Consider the following 19,108-nt stretch of genomic DNA (forward strand, 5'->3'; position numbering starts at 1 on the left):
ATTAACAATACGCTTTTCCAGAGAGCCGCTCTTAACAAAGCCCTAACCTGATATCAGGTGACGTAGAATGCGACGCTCTTAGGCCTTCAGAGGTTGTTATGCTATATATCTTTCGTCTAATCATTACCGTTATTTACTGCATTCTTGTCTGCATTTTCGGTTCGATCTACTGCCTTTTCAGCCCGCGTAACCCGAAGCACGTCGCGACGTTTGGCCATATGTTTGGCCGTCTGGCGCCGCTTTATGGCCTGAAGGTGGAGTGCCGTAAGCCTGCTGATGCCGAAAGCTATGGCAACGCTATCTATATCGCTAACCATCAGAACAACTACGATATGGTGACGGCAGCAAACATTGTGCAACCGCCTACGGTGACGGTCGGCAAAAAGAGCCTGGTCTGGATCCCGTTTTTTGGCCAGCTGTACTGGTTAACCGGTAACTTGTTGATTGACCGAAATAATCGTGCCAAAGCGCACGGCACAATCGCGGAAGTGGTGAGCCATTTTAAAAAGCGCCGTATCTCTATCTGGATGTTCCCGGAAGGAACGCGCAGCCGTGGCCGTGGCCTGTTGCCGTTTAAAACCGGCGCCTTTCATGCCGCTATCGCCGCCGGTGTTCCGGTGATTCCGGTGTGTGTTTCCAATACATCGAATAAAATTAAGCTTAACCGACTGAATAACGGTCTGGTGATTGTAGAGATGCTGCCGCCGGTGGACATCAGCCAGTTTGGTAAGGATCAGGTTCGTGAACTGGCGGCGCATTGCCGCTCGTTGATGGAACAAAAAATTGCAGAACTCGATCAGGAAATTGCAGAGCGCGAAGCGACCGGCAAAGTCTGAATCAGTGTGATCGCGTTTTTGTGGGAAACGACTTCCTGCGCACTCTTTGTCTGTTTTAAATGGAGCTTATATGTCACTCAGTCGGCGTCAGTTCATTCAGGCTTCGGGGATCGCACTGTGTGCCGGTGCCGTTCCGCTGAAGGCTAATGCAGCCGGTCAGCAGCAGCCTCTGCCCGTTCCGCCGCTGCTGGAGTCCCGTCGCGGGCAGCCGTTGTTTATGACGTTGCAGCGCGCGCACTGGTCCTTTACGCAGGGTACGCGCGCGCCCGTCTGGGGGATTAACGGGCGTTACCTGGGGCCGACGATTCGCGTCTGGAAAGGGGATGACGTTAAGCTCATCTACAGCAACCGTCTGACTGAAAATGTCTCCATGACCGTCAGCGGATTGCAGGTGCCGGGGCCGCTGATGGGCGGCCCTGCGCGGATGATGTCGCCCAACGCTGACTGGGCGCCGGTATTGCCGATTCGTCAGAACGCCGCCGTGCTGTGGTATCACGCCAATACGCCAAACCGTACCGCGCAGCAGGTCTATAACGGCCTTGCCGGGATGTGGCTGATCGAGGATGAGGTCAGCAAATCGCTGCCGATCCCCAATCATTACGGCGTGGATGATTTCCCGATCATTATCCAGGATAAGCGGCTGGATAATTTCGGCACGCCGGAGTACAGCGAACCGGGCAGCGGCGGGTTTGTTGGCGATACGCTGCTGGTCAACGGCGCACAGAGTCCTTACGTGGAGGTTTCCCGCGGCTGGGTTCGCCTGCGCTTGCTGAATGCGTCGAACTCTCGCCGTTACCAGTTGCAAATGAGCGACGGTCGCGCGCTGCATGTTATTTCTGGCGATCAGGGACTTTTACCCGCGCCGGTGTCCGTTAAACAACTGTCGCTGGCGCCCGGTGAACGCCGGGAAATTCTGGTCGATATGACCAATGGCGATGAGGTGTCGATCACCTGCGGGGAAGCGGCCAGTATTGTCGATCGCATCCGTGGCTTCTTTGAACCTTCCAGCATTCTGGTCTCTACGCTGGTGCTGACCTTACGGCCAACCGGGCTACTGCCGCTGGTGACTGACAGCCTGCCGATGCGTTTATTGCCCACGGAGATTGTCAGCGGCGCGCCGATTCGCAGCCGGGATATCAGCCTCGGGGACGATCCCGGCATCAATGGGCAATTGTGGGACGTCAACCGCATTGATATCACCGCCCAGCAAGGTTCCTGGGAGCGCTGGACCGTTCGCGCCGATATGCCGCAGCCCTTCCATATTGAGGGTGTCTCTTTCCTGATCCGCAACGTCAATGGCGCCATGCCGTTCCCGGAAGATCGGGGCTGGAAAGATACGGTATGGGTGGACGGACAGGTGGAATTGCTGGTTTATTACGGACAGCCATCCTGGGCGCACTTCCCGTTCTACTTCAACAGCCAGACGCTGGAAATGGCCGACCGGGGGTCTATCGGACAAATGCTGGTGAACCCGGCGCCGTAAATCTTCCCTCGCCCGCAAGGGCGAGAAGTGAATACCTTTCTCTTTCGTTCCGGCATATAATCCCCGGCCTTTGATTATTTTTTTACCATTTTTTTGGAAGCATTATGAGCGCAATATCCCTGATCCAGCCAGACAGAGATCTTTTCTCCTGGCCTCAATACTGGGCGGCCTGTTTTGGTCCCGCGCCTTTTTTGCCGATGTCACGCGACGAAATGGATCAACTTGGCTGGGATAGCTGCGACATTATTCTGGTTACCGGTGATGCGTATGTCGATCATCCGAGCTTTGGGATGGCGATTTGCGGTCGTATGCTGGAAGCGCAGGGTTTCCGTGTCGGCATCATTGCCCAGCCGGACTGGAACAGCAAAGATGATTTTATGCGTCTGGGGAAACCGAATCTGTTTTTCGGCGTCACAGCGGGCAACATGGACTCGATGATCAACCGTTATACCGCCGATCGCCGACTGCGCCATGACGACGCCTATACGCCGGATAACGTGGCGGGCAAGCGCCCGGATCGTGCGACGCTGGTCTATACCCAGCGCTGTAAAGAGGCCTGGAAAGACGTGCCGGTGATCCTTGGCGGTATTGAAGCCAGCCTGCGTCGTACCGCGCACTATGATTACTGGTCTGATACCGTACGCCGCTCGGTGCTGGTGGATGCGAAAGCCGATATGCTGATGTTCGGCAACGGCGAGCGCCCGCTGGTTGAAGTTGCGCACCGCCTGGCAATGGGGGAGCCGATCGGCCAGATCCGCGATGTGCGTAACACCGCGATTATTGTTAAAGAAGCCCTGCCGGGCTGGAGTGGGGTTGATTCCACGCGTCTGGATACGCCGGGGAAAATTGATCCGATCCCCCATCCGTATGGCGAAGATCTGCCGTGCGCGGATAACAAACCGGTTGCGCCGAAAAAGCAGGAAGCCAAAGCCGTGACCGTTCAGCCGCCGCGTCCGAAGCCGTGGGAGAAAACCTACGTGCTGCTGCCGTCCTTTGAGAAGGTGAAGGGCGATAAGGTATTGTATGCGCACGCGTCGCGTATTCTGCATCACGAAACCAACCCTGGCTGCGCGCGTGCGCTGATGCAAAAGCATGGCGATCGCTATATCTGGATCAACCCGCCCGCCATTCCGCTCTCTACCGAAGAGATGGACAGCGTTTTTGCGCTGCCGTATAAGCGCGTGCCGCATCCGGCATACGGTGACAGCCGCATTCCGGCTTACGAAATGATCCGCTTCTCGATTAACATCATGCGCGGGTGTTTCGGCGGCTGCTCGTTCTGCTCGATTACCGAACACGAAGGCCGCATTATTCAGAGCCGTTCAGAAGATTCGATCATCAATGAGATCGAAGCGATCCGCGATACCGTCCCGGGCTTTACCGGCGTGATTTCCGATCTCGGCGGGCCGACGGCCAACATGTATATGCTGCGCTGTAAGTCGCCGCGCGCGGAACAAACCTGCCGCCGCCTGTCGTGCGTGTACCCGGATATCTGCTCGCATATGGATACCAACCATGAGCCGACGATCAACCTCTATCGCCGCGCCCGCGATCTGAAAGGCATCAAGAAGATCCTGATCGCCTCCGGCGTGCGTTACGACATTGCTGTTGAAGATCCGCGTTATATCAAAGAGCTGGCGAGCCATCATGTGGGCGGCTATCTGAAGATTGCGCCGGAGCATACCGAAGAAGGGCCGCTGTCGAAGATGATGAAGCCGGGCATGGGCAGCTATGATCGCTTCAAAGAACTGTTCGACCTTTACTCAAAACAGGCCGGGAAAGAGCAGTACCTGATCCCGTATTTTATCTCTGCGCACCCCGGTACGCGGGACGAAGATATGGTGAATCTGGCGCTGTGGTTGAAACGCCATCGCTTCCGTCTGGATCAGGTGCAGAACTTCTATCCGTCGCCGCTGGCGAACTCAACGACCATGTATTACACCGGGAAAAACCCGCTGGGTAAAATTGGCTATAAGAGTGAAGACGTAGTGGTGCCGAGAGGCGACAAACAGCGTCGTCTGCATAAAGCGCTGCTGCGTTACCACGATCCGGCGAACTGGCCGCTGATTCGCCAGGCGCTGGAAGAGATGGGGAAAAAGCATCTGATTGGCAGTCGTCGCGAGTGTCTGGTTCCGGCGCCTACGCTGGACGAGATGCGTGAAGCCCGTCGTCAGAACCGCAACACGCGCCCGGCGTTGACTAAGCATACGCCAGTGGCGCATCAGCGTCAGACGCCTGCGGGCAATAAAAAACGCAGCAAGGTAGCCGGACGTTAAACCCGTTAGCTGTTTGCCGGATAAGGTGCCTGCACCGCTATCCGGCAAACGGACGGATTACGCGTTCGCTTCACGAATTCTGGCGGCCAGCGCCGCCAGTTTTTCGTCATCCGCCCGCTCGTGGTCATGCGATGACAAATAGCCTTCGTACTGTTCAAAGAATTTCGCCTGCCGCGATTCAATAGGCTTCCATTCGCTCAGGTTAGCGGTGCCGTGCATCGGGCTGAGCTTGCTGTGCACATGATCCACGCCAAATCCTTCAAAAAACATTCCCGTACGTCCCACATCCGGGAAGGCGTTATCCAGCTTTTTCGCCACTTTTTGGGTGGCAAGCATCAGATCGGCCAGCGCCTGCGGCGGCAAGTCGAACGCATAGCTGGGATAATGCTTCTTCGGGATCACCACCGTAAAACCGTCGGTGTTCGGGAAGATGGAGAGGAAGGCCAGATGATGCTCGTCTTCCCAGATCTTATGGCAGGGGGCTTTACCCTCAACGATTTGGCAAAAAATACAGCTCATTCCTTTTCTCCGTTGCTGAGTTCACAATTCGCGTCGTACCGACTCAACACTTTCTACCAAACCCGCCTGGTAGTCAAAAAGCCCGACAGAAATGTCGGGCCGGAAAGGAAGGTTAGCCGCCGAACTGATCCGGGTCCGGCCCCAGGCGTTTACCCTGGTCAAGTTTGGCCACTTCGCTTAATTCGTCTTTGTCGAGACGGAAATCCCAGACGTCGAAGTTTTCCGCAATACGTGAAGGGGTGACGGATTTAGGGATCACCACCAGCCCGTTATCCAGATGCCAGCGGATCACAATTTGCGCCGGAGATTTACCGTACTTATCCGCCAGATCGCGAATGATTTTCTGATCGAAAACGCCTGCGCCGCCTTGCGCCAGCGGGCTCCAGGACTCGGTCTGGATCTTGTGCGTCGCATTCCAGGCATGCAGCTGACGCTGTTGCATCAGCGGATGCAATTCGATCTGGTTGATCACCGGTGTAACGCCGGTTTCATCGATCAGACGCTGGAGGTGGTTTACCTGGAAGTTACACACGCCGATGCTTTTCACCAGCCCCTCTCTTTGCAGTTCAATCATCCCTTCCCAGGCGTCAACATAATGGTCGATAGCCGGAACGGGCCAGTGCATCAGATAGAGATCGAGGTGATCCAACTGGAGCTTATCCAGGCTTTCCTGCAAGGCTTCTCGAGGGCGTTTCTGATCGTCATTCCACAGTTTGGTGGTAATAAACAGTTCTTCCCGGTCGATACCGGCATCTTTTAACGCTTTTCCGACGCCTTCTTCATTCTTGTACGCCGCAGCGGTATCAATGGAGCGATATCCCACTTCCAGCGCCTTATGAATGGCGGAAATTGCTTCCTCGTTGCTTGCCTTCCAGACTCCCAGGCCCAGTTGTGGCATTACGTTGCCATCCTGTAGCTTGATAACGGTTGGATTAGCCATGCGTTCCTCCTTTATGCGATCTCACCGGAGCAAACTCCGGTGAGGTTGTGTGACTTAAGTCTGGACGAAATGTCCAAAAACGAAAGCCAGAGGCGAAAAAACCTTAGCGAGCCGCTTCGTAAATCCGACGGCTGACATCCAGCGTAATGTCCTGATGTTCACCCAGATTTGTGCCGCCGTGCGCTTCCAGTTTTGCCAGCAATGCCGGAATGGAACTGCCGTCCAGACCGTAATCAGACAGGCGAGTCGGTACGCCCATTTGCTCAAAGAAGCGGCGGGTGGCGGCGATGGCGGCATCAATACGCGCATCGTCGGAACCGTCGGTGATATTCCAGACTCGCTCTGCGTACTGCAACAGTTTGGCGCGTTTGGTATCGCGTTTTTCATTCCACAGCGCAGGCAGGACGATAGCCAGCGTCTGCGCGTGATCAAGGCCGTGCATCGCCGTCAGCTCATGACCCAGCATATGCGTTGCCCAGTCCTGCGGGACGCCCGCGCCGATCAAACCGTTCAGCGCCTGAGTGGCCGCCCACATCACGTTGGCGCGGACATCGTAGTTTTCCGGCTCTTTCAGCGCTTTCGGGCCTTCTTCGACAAGCGTCAGCAGGATACCTTCGGCGAAGCGATCCTGAATTTTTCCGTCAACCGGATAAGTGACATACTGCTCAACGGTGTGAACGAATGCATCCACAACGCCGTTAGCAACCTGGCGCGGCGGCAGGGTGTAGGTATAAACCGGATCGAGCACCGCAAACACGGGTTGGACGAACGGCGTCATAAAGGCCAGCTTATCGCCGGTGGTTTTACGGGAAATCACCGCCCCGGAGTTAGATTCTGAACCCGTTGCCGGCAACGTCAGCACCGATCCCATCGGTACGGCGCTTTTCACGTCGTTGCCACGGGTTTCCAGAATGCGCCACGGGTCCACGCCTTCGTCATATTGCGCCGCCGCCGCGATAAATTTAGTGCCATCCAGCACGGAACCGCCGCCGACCGCCAGCAGGAACGTCACTTTCTCATCACGTACAATGTTGACGGCGTTCATCAGCGTTTCATAAGACGGGTTTGGCTCGATGCCGCCAAATTCCAGCACGTCCAGACCTTTCAGCGCGTCATGTACCTGATCCAGTACGCCGGTCTTTTTCACGCTGCCGCCGCCGTAGGTGATCAATACGCGGGCGCCCTGAGGGATTTGATCGCGCAGATCGGCAATCGCGCCTTTACCAAACAGAATGCGGGTTGGGGTATGCAGATTAAAGTTGTTCATTGCTCGTTCCCTTATGTGGGTAAAAAAGTGGGCAGGCGAATGTCTGCCTGATGGTGAACATTGTGGTCGCCAGCCGCCTTCCTCTCAATGCTCATTCCTGCCAATGTCTTGCCCATTTCTCCAGAGTGCTGGAGAAAAAAGATAAATTTGCGCACAATCAACGCGTCGTAAACCGATGAGAAAAAAGCGCGCCATGAACCGTGAAGCCATCTGCCTGTTGCTGACAGATAAAATTAAGCAGCTGATAAACAATCAAAATAACCTGAATGACTGCCTGCCTGACGTGCGTCTGCTCTACGGCACGGAGCCGGGGTTGCGCACGCCTGTGATGTATCAGCCTGGCATCATATTTCTCTTTTCGGGGCATAAGATCGGTTATATCAATGAACGCGTATTTCAGTACGATGCCAATGAATATCTGCTGCTGACAGTACCTTTACCCTTTGAATGTGAAACTTATGCGACGCCGGAAGTACCGCTCGCGGGGATTCGTCTGAATGTTGATATCCTGCAATTGCAGGAGTTGCTGATGGACATTGGCGAGGACGATCTGTTTCAACCGTCGATGGCGGCAAGCGGGATTAACTCCGCCACGCTGTCGGATGACATTCTTTGTGCGGCGGAACGCCTGTTAGATGTGATGGAAAGGCCGCTGGATGCGCGCATTCTGGGGAAACAGATTATTCGCGAAATTCTGTATCACGTTCTGATGGGGCCGCGTGGCGGCGCGCTGCTGGCGCTGGTCAGCCGCCAGACCCATTTCAGCCTGATTAGCCGGGTGCTGAAGCGGATTGAAACCAAATACACCGAGAACCTGAACGTTGAGCAACTGGCTGCGGAAGCCAACATGAGCGTCTCGGCGTTCCATCATAATTTTAAATCCGTTACCAGTACCTCGCCGTTGCAGTACCTGAAAACCTATCGCCTGCATAAAGCGCGGATGATGATCATTCACGACGGGATGAAAGCCAGCGCCGCTGCGATGCGCGTTGGCTACGAGAGCGCGTCGCAGTTCAGTCGGGAGTTCAAACGCTATTTTGGCGTAACGCCGGGGGAGGATGCGGCACGAATGAGAATGATGCAGGGAAGCTAATCATGTGTAAGCCGGATAAGCGTAAGCGCCATCCGGCAATCAGCAAATCAGGCGCTGCAATACTTCTTCTTGATCACGACGAATAATGTGCCGATCAAACCGGCGGCCAGCAGGGCAATCGGCAGGATCATCAAAAACGTCATCACCTGATCTTCATGACGTTTCACGAATGGGATCATGCTGAGCGCGTAGCCGAAACTGGTCACCACGCCGACCCACAGCAGCCCGCTCAACCAGTTAAAAAACTGAAACCGGCGGCTGGACAACCCTGAAATCCCCGCCATTGTGGGCAGCAGGGTGCGCACAAACGCCAGAAAGCGCCCGGCAAGCAGCGCCAGCAGGCCGTGCCGGTCGAACATACAGGTCGCGCGCTGATGGTATTTAACGGGAAGCTGCGCCAGCCAGCCTTTCACCGTTTGCGTATTTCCCAGCCAGCGCCCCTGAATATAGCTCAGCCAGCAGCCGAGACTGGCGGCTGTCGTCAGAATAAGGATCGTGGGGACAAAGTCCATGACACCTTGTGCAACCAGCGCGCCTGCCAGTAAGAGCAGGCTGTCTCCGGGTAAAAAAGAGGCCGGGAGCAGGCCATTTTCTAAAAATAGCGTGGCAAACATCACAAAGTAGACAACGCTAACAACGTGTGGGTCCGCCAGCGCGGCAAAATCGTGTTGCCAGAGCGCAGCGATAATATCTTGAATGACAGCCATGGACTTTCCTGTGGAACCGCGTTTATGGGGCTATTGTACTCCTGAATTGCCCGGGATGCCTTGATCCCGGACGCAACAAATGCAGACTTTTCTGCCCGGAGTGTCTGCAATTCTGTCCATGACCGGAAACTTTACACAATACGCGTGAATCCTGCGGCTAAATCTGCAATCAGATCGTCAACATTCTCTAAACCGATGTGCAAACGGATCAGCGTGCCGGTGAAATCAACGTCGCCTTCGGGACGAATGGCGGCGATATGTTCCGGCTGGTTAGGCAGAATTAAGGATTCAAAGCCGCCCCAGGAGTAAGCCATGCTGAACAAGCTGAAATTATCCAGATAAGCGGAAAGCGCCTCATTGCTCAGCCTTTTATTCAGCACAAACGAGAACAACCCGCTGCTGCCCGTGAAATCGCGCTTCCAGAATTCGTGGCCTTTGCTGCCAGGAAGGGCGGGATGATTAACGCGGGCGACCTGAGGGTGATTCGCCAGCCACTCGGCGACTTTCAGGCTGCTTTCATGATGCTGGCGTAAGCGCACGCCCAGCGTACGTAGCCCACGGCTGGTCATATAAGCGGTATCCGCGTCCAGCATTTGCCCCATCAGATAGGCGTTTTCGCGTAATTGCTCCCAACAACGCGCATTAGACACGGCTGTGCCGACCATCGCATCCGAGTGACCAATCAGGTATTTCGTTCCTGCCTGGATGGAGATATCGATCCCGAAATCCAGCGCCTTAAACAGCACGCCCGCCGCCCAGGTGTTATCAATCATAATGACAGCGTCTGGCGCAACGCGTCTTACCGCGCCGACAATCGCCGGGATGTCATGCACTTCCATCGTGATGGAGCCGGGAGATTCGAGAAACACCACTTTCGTATTGGGCTGAATATGCTTAACGATATCCGCGCCGACCAGCGGATCAAACCAGCCGGTCGTCACGCCGAGTCTGGCGAGAACTTTGGTGCAAAAATCCTGACTGGGTTCGTAAGCGGTGTTGGTCATCAGGACGTGATCGCCCTGTTCCACAAAGGCCAGAATCGTGTTGGCGACAGCCGCCGCGCCGCAGGGGAAGAGCGCGCATCCGGCGCCGCCTTCCAGTTCGCACATGGCTTCCTGTAGCGAAAAATGGGTTAGCGTTCCGCGACGGCCATAGAAAAGCTCGCCATTGGCGCGGTTGCGGGTGGCGTGCTTTTTGGCTTCTACGGTGTCAAATACCAGCGAGGAGGCGCGCTGAATGACGCTGTTCACCGATCCCAGCGTGTATTTTTTGCTGCGTCCTGCGCTCACCAGTTTGGTTTCAAGATGTTTTTCTGCCATGTTGGAGTACCCATTTTTATACGTCTGGATGTCTAAACTATCATGAATGATGAGTGACGCATCCTGAAGAATCGGCATAAAGCAGAAAATTTTCTCAAAATGACATCTGGTGACTTTTTTACTGCGTAAGCGCAAGGAAAAGAAACCAAAGGTGCGGCACTATGTAAATAGTAATGAGAACGACTATCAATTCGACGTCGTTTTGATATTATTACGCTCAGAATTTGTGATTTGCGTCCTGGAGATACAGAGTGGGTAATAATTTGATGCAGACGGATCTCTCCGTCTGGGGTATGTATCAGCACGCCGACATCGTGGTTAAGTGCGTGATGATTGGTCTGATTCTGGCGTCAGTAGTCACCTGGGCTATCTTCTTCAGTAAGAGTCTTGAGTTCTTTACGCAGAAGCGTCGGCTCAAGCGTGAACAACAGCAGCTGGCTGAAGCGCGTTCTTTAGACCAGGCCAGCAATATTGCCTCCGCATTCGCGGCAAAAAGTTTAAGCTCACAGTTGCTCTATGAAGCGCAGAACGAGCTGGAACTGTCGGAAGGCAGTGAAGACAACGAAGGTATTAAAGAGCGTACCGGGTTCCGCCTGGAGCGTCGCGTAGCGGCGGTTGGCCGTCATATGGGACGCGGCAATGGCTACCTGGCGACCATCGGCGCCATCTCTCCGTTTGTCGGTCTGTTTGGTACGGTATGGGGCATCATGAACAGCTTCATCGGCATCGCGCAAACCCAGACCACCAACCTCGCGGTTGTCGCGCCGGGTATCGCGGAAGCGTTGCTGGCTACGGCGATCGGCCTGGTCGCGGCAATTCCTGCGGTTGTGATTTACAACATTTTCGCACGTCAGATCGGCAGCTACAAAGCGACGCTGGGCGACGTGGCGGCACAGATTCTGTTGCTGCAAAGCCGCGATCTGGATCTGAACGCGAGCGCTTCCGCTCAGCCGGTACGTACCGCGCAGAAATTACGTGTAGGATAATGTTCCATGGCAATGCGTCTTAATGAAAATCTGGACGATAACGGTGAAATGCATGAAATCAACGTGACGCCGTTTATCGACGTCATGCTGGTTCTGCTGATTATCTTTATGGTGGCCGCGCCGCTGGCAACGGTGGACGTGAAGGTGAATCTTCCTGCGTCCACCAGCACCCCGCAGCCGCGCCCGGAAAAACCGGTTTATCTGTCCGTGAAGGCCGACAACAGCATGTTTATCGGCAACGATCAGGTAACGGATGAAACCATGATCGGCGAGCTGAACGCGTTAACCGAAGGGAAGAAAGACACGACGATCTTCTTCCGTGCGGATAAAACCGTTGATTATGAAACAATGATGAAAGTGATGGATACGCTGCACCAGGCGGGTTACCTGAAAATTGGTCTCGTGGGTGAAGAGGTCGCGAAAGCGAAGTAATCGTTGTTGCTGATGGGCAGACAGACAGGCCGGGTAGGGCGCAAGCCGTACCCGGCTTTTTTATTGCCTGATGGCGCTGCGCTTACCAGGCCTGCATGATGCGGTATCGCTGGATTGCTGACTCACCAGATTACTTCGTCGTGGGAAAACGTTTTTCATTCAGCGCGACGGTGGTGATATTGGTCGTTCGGTAATCGCCATCGGATAGCTTACGGGTCAGGCGCAGGGTCGCTGTTTCTCGCGCCAGTAAGTGCTGATATGTGCTCTCCAGGCGCGCCATGATTTTATCCCGCATCTCGGGATGTTGCTCAATAATCGTATTGATAACCGAACCGTAGATCTCTTCTTTGACCTGGAGCGCATAGATTTCACGGCGATTTTGCCATTTCAGCCGCACTAACGCGGCGGGAATCGACACGATCTCCTGCGCCACCTGTTCGAGGGTCGCGTTTTTATTGGCGATAAGCGCTTTAAGATTTTGCTTTAAGATAAATTCATCGCTTTTATTATTATCTAAAGCTAAATAAACATTATTATCTTCAACGTCTTTCATATTATTTCTCTTCCAGAGAATAAAAAACGGGAGAGTTTTTCTCTCTGGTTATGAGATTAAGCCAAATTTCATTGCCGTGATCGTTTATTTTTGTTGTGGCATCTGCCAGAATTTTACTTAATGCCTGAGCATCAACATCGCCTTCCGCCTGTAGGCTATTAATAAGACGAGCAAACGTCTCAATTTTAGCTACGCGATAAAGCCGGTCTTTTAAATGACGGTCACGTTCTTCAAGTAACATGTTTTTAGATTGACCAGTCGGTGTGGCGCTAATTAAAATATCTGGCTCGTAATCGCTCAGCGTTTTCTTTCCCTGAGTCAAATTTTCACTATTTTCTACGGTCTCAGCATCGCCTGGCGAGGCAGATAAATGAAAACGAGTCGGCACAAGATGCTCGGGAAGCATGTTGGAATGTCCTTTACTATCAATAGTATATTTTTTTTATAAGGCAGGTCTCGTTGACAATAGCATGGTGTAATTTTAAAATCAAAAAAAATGGAGTCGGCATATGAACAGCATTTTTTATTCTATTATCACTCTGCTATTACTCACTGGCGGCGTGCTTTTCTTGATGCACGAATTTAATAAACAGCGCTCTGCTGAGGCGTCTAATCCAGTAAATCAAGCGGAACCCTTGTCCAAAGAGGAGGGCGAAGATCATTTTTCGTCGCTCATGAATACTATTACACCGGTATGGTACTGGCGAGTCAATCACGAATATATTGATTTTCTTCACGCAACGATAAAGCGGATGACGATGGCGGAGCTAAACGGCACGCCGGGGTTATTTGATGCGCAGCGCCGTTGCAGCGATCTCAACTCTGCGGTCTATAAATATTATGACAACATTAAAAAGCGTTGTCTGAACGGGGAAAAGGTTCCGCATTCCGATCTGGATGTACTTAACTTGCGGCAATGTTTCCGGGAATTTAGCCTGGAGGCGTATCCCTCCCTGGTTGCTCTGGTGTGGCCTGAATATCAGCGGCCGCTAATCAAACCGGAAGAGGTTTAATAAACGCGCCTGACGTTGGCCGGGTAAGGCGAAACCGCCACCCGGCGCGCGTGCCCGAAAGCGTTATTTATCCGATGAGGCTTGCCAGAGGTTCAGCTCGCCGTCCGCGACATGTTTATCGATTTGCGCTAACTCGTCAGCGCTGAATGTCAGGTTCGACAACGCCTGCACATTTTCTTCCAGCTGCTCTGGTCGACTGGCGCCGATCAGCACCGACGTCACGCGATTATCTTTCAACAGCCAGCTAAGCGCCATCTGCGCCATTGACTGGCCGCGACGTTGCGCCATCTCATTGAGTAAACGCAGGCTGTTCAGATTCGCTTCCGTCAGCATATTCTCCGTCAGACCGCGAACTTTTTTCCCTTCACGCTGCATACGTGAACCTTCCGGGATACCGTTTAAGTATTTTCCGGTTAACAATCCCTGAGCCAGCGGTGTGAACGCAATGCAACCCATGCCGTTGGCCGCCAGCGTATCCAGCAGGCCGCTTTTATCCACCCAGCGGTTGAGCAGATTGTAGGACGGCTGATGAATCAGCAGCGGGATTTTCCATTCGCGCAGCAGTTCCGCCATTCGTTGAGTTCGCTCAGGCGAATAGGAGGAGATGCCGACGTAAAGCGCCTTACCGCTTTGTACCGCCTGCGCCAGCGCGGATGCGGTCTCTTCCATCGGCGTGTTTTCATCGACACGGTGGGAATAGAAGATATCGACATAGTCCAGCCCCATCCGCTTCAGGCTCTGATCGAGGCTGGCGAGCAGGTACTTACGCGACCCGCCGGAGCCGTATGGCCCAGGCCACATGTCATAACCCGCTTTGGTGGAAATGATCAGCTCATCGCGATACGGCGCAAAATCTTCCCGCAGCAAACGGCCAAAGTTCTCTTCTGCGCTTCCCGGCGGCGGGCCGTAGTTATTGGCTAAATCAAAATGGGTGATGCCTGAATCAAAGGCTTTACGCAGCAGCGCACGCTGTGAATCCAGCGCCTGAACGTGGCCGAAACTGTGCCACAAACCCAGCGATAGCGCGGGTAAACGCAAACCGCTTTTACCGCAGTAGCGATAAAGCATCTGCTCATAACGTTCGGGGTTGGCTAACCAGGCCATGTCATCTCCTTAGAGAAAGTGAATTTCAAAACAACGTTTCTATTCTAGCGGCTCAGCGGGGTTTATCCCGTTCGTCAGGTCACATTGATGCGAAAAATTGGGCAAAAACACGTCGTTATGCTTTGCTTAAAAAAACATTAATTCAGGAGTGAAACTATGCCGCGTCTGACTGCCAAAGACTTTCCGCAGGAGTTGCTCGATTACTATGACTACTATGCACATGGAAAAATCTCTAAACGCGAGTTTCTTAACCTCGCGGCAAAGTATGCCGTCGGCGGCGTGACCGCGCTTGCGCTGTTTAATCTCCTGAAGCCGAATTACGCGCTGGCGGTGCAGGTGGAATTTATCGACCCGGACATTTTGCCGGAATACATTACGTATCCGTCACCGAACGGGCATGGCGAGGTGCGCGGCTATCTGGTGAAACCGGCGAAGGCGACGGGGAAAACGCCTGCGGTCGTGGTCGTACACGAGAACAGGGGGCTGAATCCCTATATTGAGGATGTCGCACGACGCGTGGCGAAAGCGGGTTATATTGCGCTGGCGCCTGATGGATTAAGCTCAGTAGGCGGATACCCCGGTAATGACGATAAGGGCCGGGAATTACAACAGCAGGTTGATCCCACAAAATTAATGAATGATTTCTTTGCCGCGATTGAGTTTATGCAGCGTCATCCGGCGGCCAGCGGAAAAGTGGCTATTACGGGATTCTGCTATGGCGGCGGCGTATCAAATGCGGCGGCGGTGGCCTATCCAGAACTGGCGTGCGCCGTTCCTTTTTATGGTCGTCAGGCTCCGGCGTCAGATGTACCTAAAATTAATGCGCCTTTATTATTACATTACGCCGAGTTAGATACCTCAATTAATGAAGGCTGGCCTGCCTACGAAACGGCGCTGAAGGCGAATAATAAAGTCTATGAAGCGTATATCTATCCTGGGGTGAATCATGGTTTTCATAATGATTCGACTCCCCGCTATGATAAGGCCGCAGCGGATCTGGCCTGGGCGCGCACTCTGGCTTGGTTTGAGAAATATTTACAATGAAAAACAAACGATTATTTCAGGTGCGGCATATTGCTTTGCGGCATAATAATGCCGTTATGCTTTATAAGCATTCACAGGAATAGCGTGCTGACGATGATTCGTATACTTAGTTAAGTAAAAAAACAATAAAGAAAGTATATATTCTGCATTCTCTGCCGATAACGAGGATAAGTGTCGCCTGATGGCGAATCCCTCAAGTACGGCAAGGAAATTCTTATGCGTTTGCTGCAAAACTTCACTATTCGTATTGTCATGCTGACAATATTGGGGCTCTTCTGTCTTCTTTGGTCGGGCGTTGGTTTATTCAGCGTCCATGCATTATCTAAAGTGGCGGAAGGGAATGATATCGATCGTCATATTGTGCGTCAGATGACGGTGCTAAGTCAGGGGAACGATCAGTATTTTCGTTTTGTCACGCGTTTAAGCCGTGCGATGGACGTTAAAATCGGCGGCGGTACGCCCGATTTTGTACCAGTACAGCAGGCGCTGGACAATATGAGCAAAAAGCTGGAAGAGATGAAAACGCTCTCTCCAGGGCCGATGGACCCGGAGATCGCCGCTGCGGTATTGGCAAACTGGCAGGCGTTGCTTGATAAGGGCGTCGCGCCGCAGATGCAACTGGCGCAGCAGGGTACGCTCACCGAATTCGCAGAACAGGCGAATAATGTCACCCCCGCCCTGAGTCGCGCCTTCGGCGCCAGCGCAGAACGTTTTAACAGCGCGGCCGGCACGATACTGGACAGCACCCGCGTGATGGTGGACGGCAAAACGTCGATTATCCGCACCCTGATTATCACCGCCGTTATTCTGGGAATTGTGATTCTCTTCTTTACCGACCGTTACCTGGTCACGATGTTAGTGAAACCGCTGGCGCGCATTCGCCAACAGTTCCGCCAGATTGCACAAGGCGATCTGAGCCAGCCGATTGAAGAGTTTGGCCGTAACTGTGTCGGTCGTCTGGTGCCGCTACTGAGCGCGATGCAGGATAGCCTGCGGGAAGCGGTCAGCTCGATTCGTTCAGGCAGTGACAATATCTGGCGCGGCGCGACAGAGATCTCCAGCGGCAACAACGATCTCTCTTCCCGTACGGAAGAACAGGCGGCGGCGCTGGAAGAGACAGCCGCAAGTATGGAACAGCTCACCGCGACGGTGAAATTGAATGCGGATAATGCGCGCCAGGCCAGTCAGCTTGCTGATGCCGCTTCCGCGACGGCCGGAAAAGGCGGCACGCTGGTTTCTGAAGTGGTCGAGACGATGGACGGTATTTCAGCCAGCTCCAGACAGATCGCCGAAATTACGAATGTCATCAACAGTATTGCCTTCCAGACCAATATTCTGGCGCTGAACGCCGCCGTTGAAGCCGCCAGAGCCGGTGAACAAGGGCGTGGGTTTGCGGTCGTCGCCGGTGAAGTGCGTAATCTGGCCAGCCGTAGCGCCGGGGCCGCCAAAGAGATTGAAACGCTGATCGCTGAATCCGTGCGTCGTGTCGAGCAGGGTGCGCAGCTGGTGCAGGAGACGGGCGCGACAATGGAGGCCATTCTGCGCGGAGTAACTGAAGTCACCACCATCATGAAGCAGATCGCCGCCGCTTCTGAGGAACAAAGCAAAGGGATCTCCCAGGTTGGCGTGGCGATAACCCAGATGGACAGCGTGACCCAACAAAACGCCGCGCTGGTGGAGCAAGTTTCTGCGGCAGCGGCGGCGCTGGAACGGCAAACGGAAGAGCTGCAACGCTCTGTGCAACAGTTCCGCCTTTCTCATAATGACGCGCAAATCAGCCCGGCGAAAACGGTCTCTCCAGCCAGTCCGCGTGGGGCGTCTGCCGCGGAGTCAGGCGATGAATGGGTCGCCTTCTGATCCGGTAAAAAAAAGTATGTGATACCTCTGGCGTTCGCTTAAAAAATCGCTATATAATTTGTTATATAGCGATTGGAGGTATCATGGACAATCATTTTGGTAAGGGCCTGATGGCCGGATTAAACGCAACGTGTGCCGATAGCGCGCGTAACGTGGCGGGTTTTTGTTCTGATTATAAGCGCGGATTCGTATTAGGATTTTCGCATCGCATGTTTGAAAAAACCGGCGATCGACAATTAAGCGCCTGGGAAGCGGGGATTCTGACGCGCCGTTATGGCCTGGACAAAGATATGGTGATGGACTTCTTTCGGGAGAATCAATCGAATACGACTATCCGGTTCTTTATGGCGGGTTATCGTCTCGAAAATTGATCCGAAGGGGGTATTACCCCGGTTTAATTAATTACACTATTGTCTTACTCCTTCGTTTTGTTGTTCCGTCAAAGTATCATGGTTCAATAACCATAAAGAAAGTGTGGTAAATGGCGCGCCGATCGCAATAAGTTATTTGTGAACGGTGCAAAATAGAGCCAGGTCTTTGCAACGGAATAACAATAAAATGACTGGAGATAATACTCTCATCACTTCTCACGGCGTTAATCGTCGTGATTTCATGAAGCTTTGTGCAGCACTGGCCGCAACTATGGGGCTCAGTAGCAAAGCCGCCGCAGAAATGGCCGAATCGGTTTCCCGTCCGCAGCGCCCGCCCGTCGTCTGGATCGGCGCTCAGGAATGTACGGGATGTACCGAATCGCTCCTTCGCGCGACCCACCCAACGGTAGAAAACCTCGTTCTGGAAACGATCTCTCTGGAGTACCACGAGGTCCTCTCCGCCGCCTTCGGCCATCAGGTTGAAGAGAACAAGCATAACGCTCTGGAGAAGTATAAAGGGCAGTATGTGTTGGTTGTCGATGGTTCCATCCCATTAAAAGATAACGGTATTTACTGCATGGTTGCCGGCGAGCCGATTGTGGATCACATCCGCAAGGCGGCGGAAGGCGCGGCGGCGATTATCGCGATCGGCTCCTGTTCCGCGTGGGGCGGCGTCGCTGCCGCTGGCGTGAACCCGACCGGCGCCGTCGGGTTGCAGGAAGTCCTGCCGGGCAAAACCGTTATCAATATCCCGGGCTGCCCGCCGAACCCGCATAACTTCCTGGCAACGGTTGCCCACATCATCACTTACGGTAAACCGCCGAAGCTGGATGCCAAAAACCGTCCAACCTTCGCTTATGGCCGTCTGATTCACGAACACTGCGAACGCCGCCCGCATTTTGACGCCGGTCGCTTCGCCAAAGAGTTCGGCGATGAAGGCCACCGTGAAGGCTGGTGCCTCTACCATCTGGGCTGTAAAGGGCCTGAAACCTACGGCAACTGTTCGACGTTGCAGTTCTGCGATGTCGGCGGAGTATGGCCGGTGGCGATTGGGCACCCCTGCTACGGCTGTAACGAGGAAGGCGTTGGCTTTCATAAAGGCATCCACCAACTCGCCCATGTGGAAAATCAAACCCCGCGTTCCGAGAAGCCGGATGTCAACCTGAAAGAGGGCGGCCACATTTCCGCAGGCGCCGTCGGGCTGCTTGGCGGCGTGGTTGGGCTGGTTGCCGGTGTCAGTGTGATGGCGGTACGTGAACTGGGGCGTCAGCAGAAGAAAGATAACGCTGACTCACGGGGAGAATAACC

At 53.8% G+C, this 19,108-nt stretch carries 19 protein-coding genes; 11 read left to right on the plus strand and 8 right to left on the minus strand.

Annotated elements, in window-relative coordinates; all coding sequences use genetic code 11:
- The first annotated feature begins 98 nt into the window (after nucleotides 1-98).
- The 3 genes from plsC (at nucleotide 99) to OGX80_RS14120 (ending at nucleotide 4,595) form a co-directional block, all read left to right on the plus strand.
- Nucleotides 99-836: a 1-acylglycerol-3-phosphate O-acyltransferase gene (gene plsC, locus OGX80_RS14110; protein WP_047461176.1), complete on the plus strand. Its 738-nt coding sequence runs from the start codon at nucleotides 99-101 to the stop codon at nucleotides 834-836.
- 70 nt (nucleotides 837-906) lie between these two features.
- Nucleotides 907-2,319: a cell division protein FtsP gene (gene ftsP / locus OGX80_RS14115; protein WP_012135149.1), complete on the plus strand. Its 1,413-nt coding sequence runs from the start codon at nucleotides 907-909 to the stop codon at nucleotides 2,317-2,319.
- Between the two features lie 104 nt (nucleotides 2,320-2,423).
- Nucleotides 2,424-4,595, plus strand: a complete 2,172-nt coding sequence (locus OGX80_RS14120; protein WP_047461183.1) for a YgiQ family radical SAM protein — start codon at nucleotides 2,424-2,426, stop codon at nucleotides 4,593-4,595.
- Between the two features lie 57 nt (nucleotides 4,596-4,652).
- Here OGX80_RS14120 and OGX80_RS14125 read toward each other — a convergent pair whose 3' ends face one another.
- The 3 genes from OGX80_RS14125 to yqhD form a co-directional block, all read right to left on the minus strand.
- A complete protein-coding gene (locus OGX80_RS14125; RefSeq protein WP_012135147.1) occupies nucleotides 4,653-5,114 on the minus strand; it encodes an HIT family protein in 462 nt (153 codons plus the stop codon).
- A gap of 112 nt (nucleotides 5,115-5,226) precedes the next feature.
- Entirely contained in the window at nucleotides 5,227-6,054 is an 828-nt protein-coding gene (dkgA, locus tag OGX80_RS14130; protein WP_012135146.1) for a 2,5-didehydrogluconate reductase DkgA, read from the minus strand.
- A gap of 103 nt (nucleotides 6,055-6,157) precedes the next feature.
- Nucleotides 6,158-7,321, minus strand: coding sequence for an alcohol dehydrogenase (gene yqhD / locus OGX80_RS14135; RefSeq protein WP_012135145.1), 1,164 nt, complete (start codon nucleotides 7,319-7,321; stop codon nucleotides 6,158-6,160).
- A gap of 193 nt (nucleotides 7,322-7,514) precedes the next feature.
- On the opposite strand from yqhD, the gene OGX80_RS14140 reads away from it, so the two are divergent.
- A complete protein-coding gene (locus OGX80_RS14140) occupies nucleotides 7,515-8,414 on the plus strand; it encodes an AraC family transcriptional regulator (protein WP_137675730.1) in 900 nt (299 codons plus the stop codon).
- Nucleotides 8,415-8,461: 47 nt separating this feature from the next.
- Here OGX80_RS14140 and yghB read toward each other — a convergent pair whose 3' ends face one another.
- Entirely contained in the window at nucleotides 8,462-9,121 is a 660-nt protein-coding gene (gene yghB / locus OGX80_RS14145) for a DedA family general envelope maintenance protein YghB (protein ID WP_012135142.1), read from the minus strand.
- Between the two features lie 131 nt (nucleotides 9,122-9,252).
- Nucleotides 9,253-10,440 carry a cystathionine beta-lyase gene (metC, locus tag OGX80_RS14150; RefSeq protein WP_024130955.1) on the minus strand — a complete coding sequence of 396 codons (1,188 nt, stop codon included), beginning with the start codon at nucleotides 10,438-10,440 and terminating at the stop codon, nucleotides 9,253-9,255.
- Between the two features lie 251 nt (nucleotides 10,441-10,691).
- On the opposite strand from metC, the gene exbB reads away from it, so the two are divergent.
- A complete protein-coding gene (gene exbB, locus OGX80_RS14155) occupies nucleotides 10,692-11,426 on the plus strand; it encodes a tol-pal system-associated acyl-CoA thioesterase (protein WP_024130953.1) in 735 nt (244 codons plus the stop codon).
- A gap of 6 nt (nucleotides 11,427-11,432) precedes the next feature.
- On the plus strand, nucleotides 11,433-11,858 hold the full coding sequence (exbD, locus tag OGX80_RS14160) for a TonB system transport protein ExbD (RefSeq protein ID WP_012135139.1): 426 nt from the start codon (nucleotides 11,433-11,435) through the stop codon (nucleotides 11,856-11,858).
- Nucleotides 11,859-11,988: 130 nt separating this feature from the next.
- On the opposite strand, the gene OGX80_RS14165 is transcribed toward exbD, so the two are convergent.
- Both OGX80_RS14165 and OGX80_RS14170 read right to left on the minus strand, forming a co-directional pair.
- On the minus strand, nucleotides 11,989-12,411 hold the full coding sequence (locus OGX80_RS14165) for a hypothetical protein (RefSeq protein ID WP_047461188.1): 423 nt from the start codon (nucleotides 12,409-12,411) through the stop codon (nucleotides 11,989-11,991).
- A 1-nt stretch (nucleotide 12,412) separates the two neighbouring features.
- A complete protein-coding gene (locus OGX80_RS14170) occupies nucleotides 12,413-12,817 on the minus strand; it encodes a hypothetical protein (RefSeq protein WP_012135137.1) in 405 nt (134 codons plus the stop codon).
- Between the two features lie 103 nt (nucleotides 12,818-12,920).
- Here OGX80_RS14170 and OGX80_RS14175 point away from each other — a divergent pair, with 103 nt between their 5' ends.
- Nucleotides 12,921-13,424 (plus strand): ESA_00282 family adhesion-associated protein, encoded by a 504-nt coding sequence (locus tag OGX80_RS14175; protein ID WP_012135136.1) that lies wholly within the window; start codon nucleotides 12,921-12,923, stop codon nucleotides 13,422-13,424.
- A gap of 63 nt (nucleotides 13,425-13,487) precedes the next feature.
- Here OGX80_RS14175 and OGX80_RS14180 read toward each other — a convergent pair whose 3' ends face one another.
- Nucleotides 13,488-14,528: an aldo/keto reductase gene (locus OGX80_RS14180; RefSeq protein ID WP_012135135.1), complete on the minus strand. Its 1,041-nt coding sequence runs from the start codon at nucleotides 14,526-14,528 to the stop codon at nucleotides 13,488-13,490.
- Nucleotides 14,529-14,684: 156 nt separating this feature from the next.
- Between OGX80_RS14180 and yghX the strand changes: the two genes are divergently transcribed.
- From yghX to hybO, 4 genes are all read left to right on the plus strand, one after another.
- Entirely contained in the window at nucleotides 14,685-15,572 is an 888-nt protein-coding gene (yghX, locus tag OGX80_RS14185; protein ID WP_049009963.1) for a YghX family hydrolase, read from the plus strand.
- Between the two features lie 216 nt (nucleotides 15,573-15,788).
- Complete coding sequence (locus OGX80_RS14190) at nucleotides 15,789-17,429, plus strand: methyl-accepting chemotaxis protein (protein WP_115181104.1); 1,641 nt, start codon at nucleotides 15,789-15,791, stop codon at nucleotides 17,427-17,429.
- 83 nt (nucleotides 17,430-17,512) lie between these two features.
- Nucleotides 17,513-17,800: a DUF2623 family protein gene (locus tag OGX80_RS14195; protein ID WP_012135131.1), complete on the plus strand. Its 288-nt coding sequence runs from the start codon at nucleotides 17,513-17,515 to the stop codon at nucleotides 17,798-17,800.
- A gap of 187 nt (nucleotides 17,801-17,987) precedes the next feature.
- Nucleotides 17,988-19,106: a hydrogenase 2 small subunit gene (gene hybO, locus OGX80_RS14200; protein WP_012135130.1), complete on the plus strand. Its 1,119-nt coding sequence runs from the start codon at nucleotides 17,988-17,990 to the stop codon at nucleotides 19,104-19,106.
- Nucleotides 19,107-19,108 lie beyond the last annotated feature (2 nt).

Origin of the sequence: Citrobacter sp. CK194 (genome assembly GCF_030333395.1) — a bacterium.
Lineage (GTDB): Bacteria > Pseudomonadota > Gammaproteobacteria > Enterobacterales > Enterobacteriaceae > Citrobacter_B > Citrobacter_B koseri.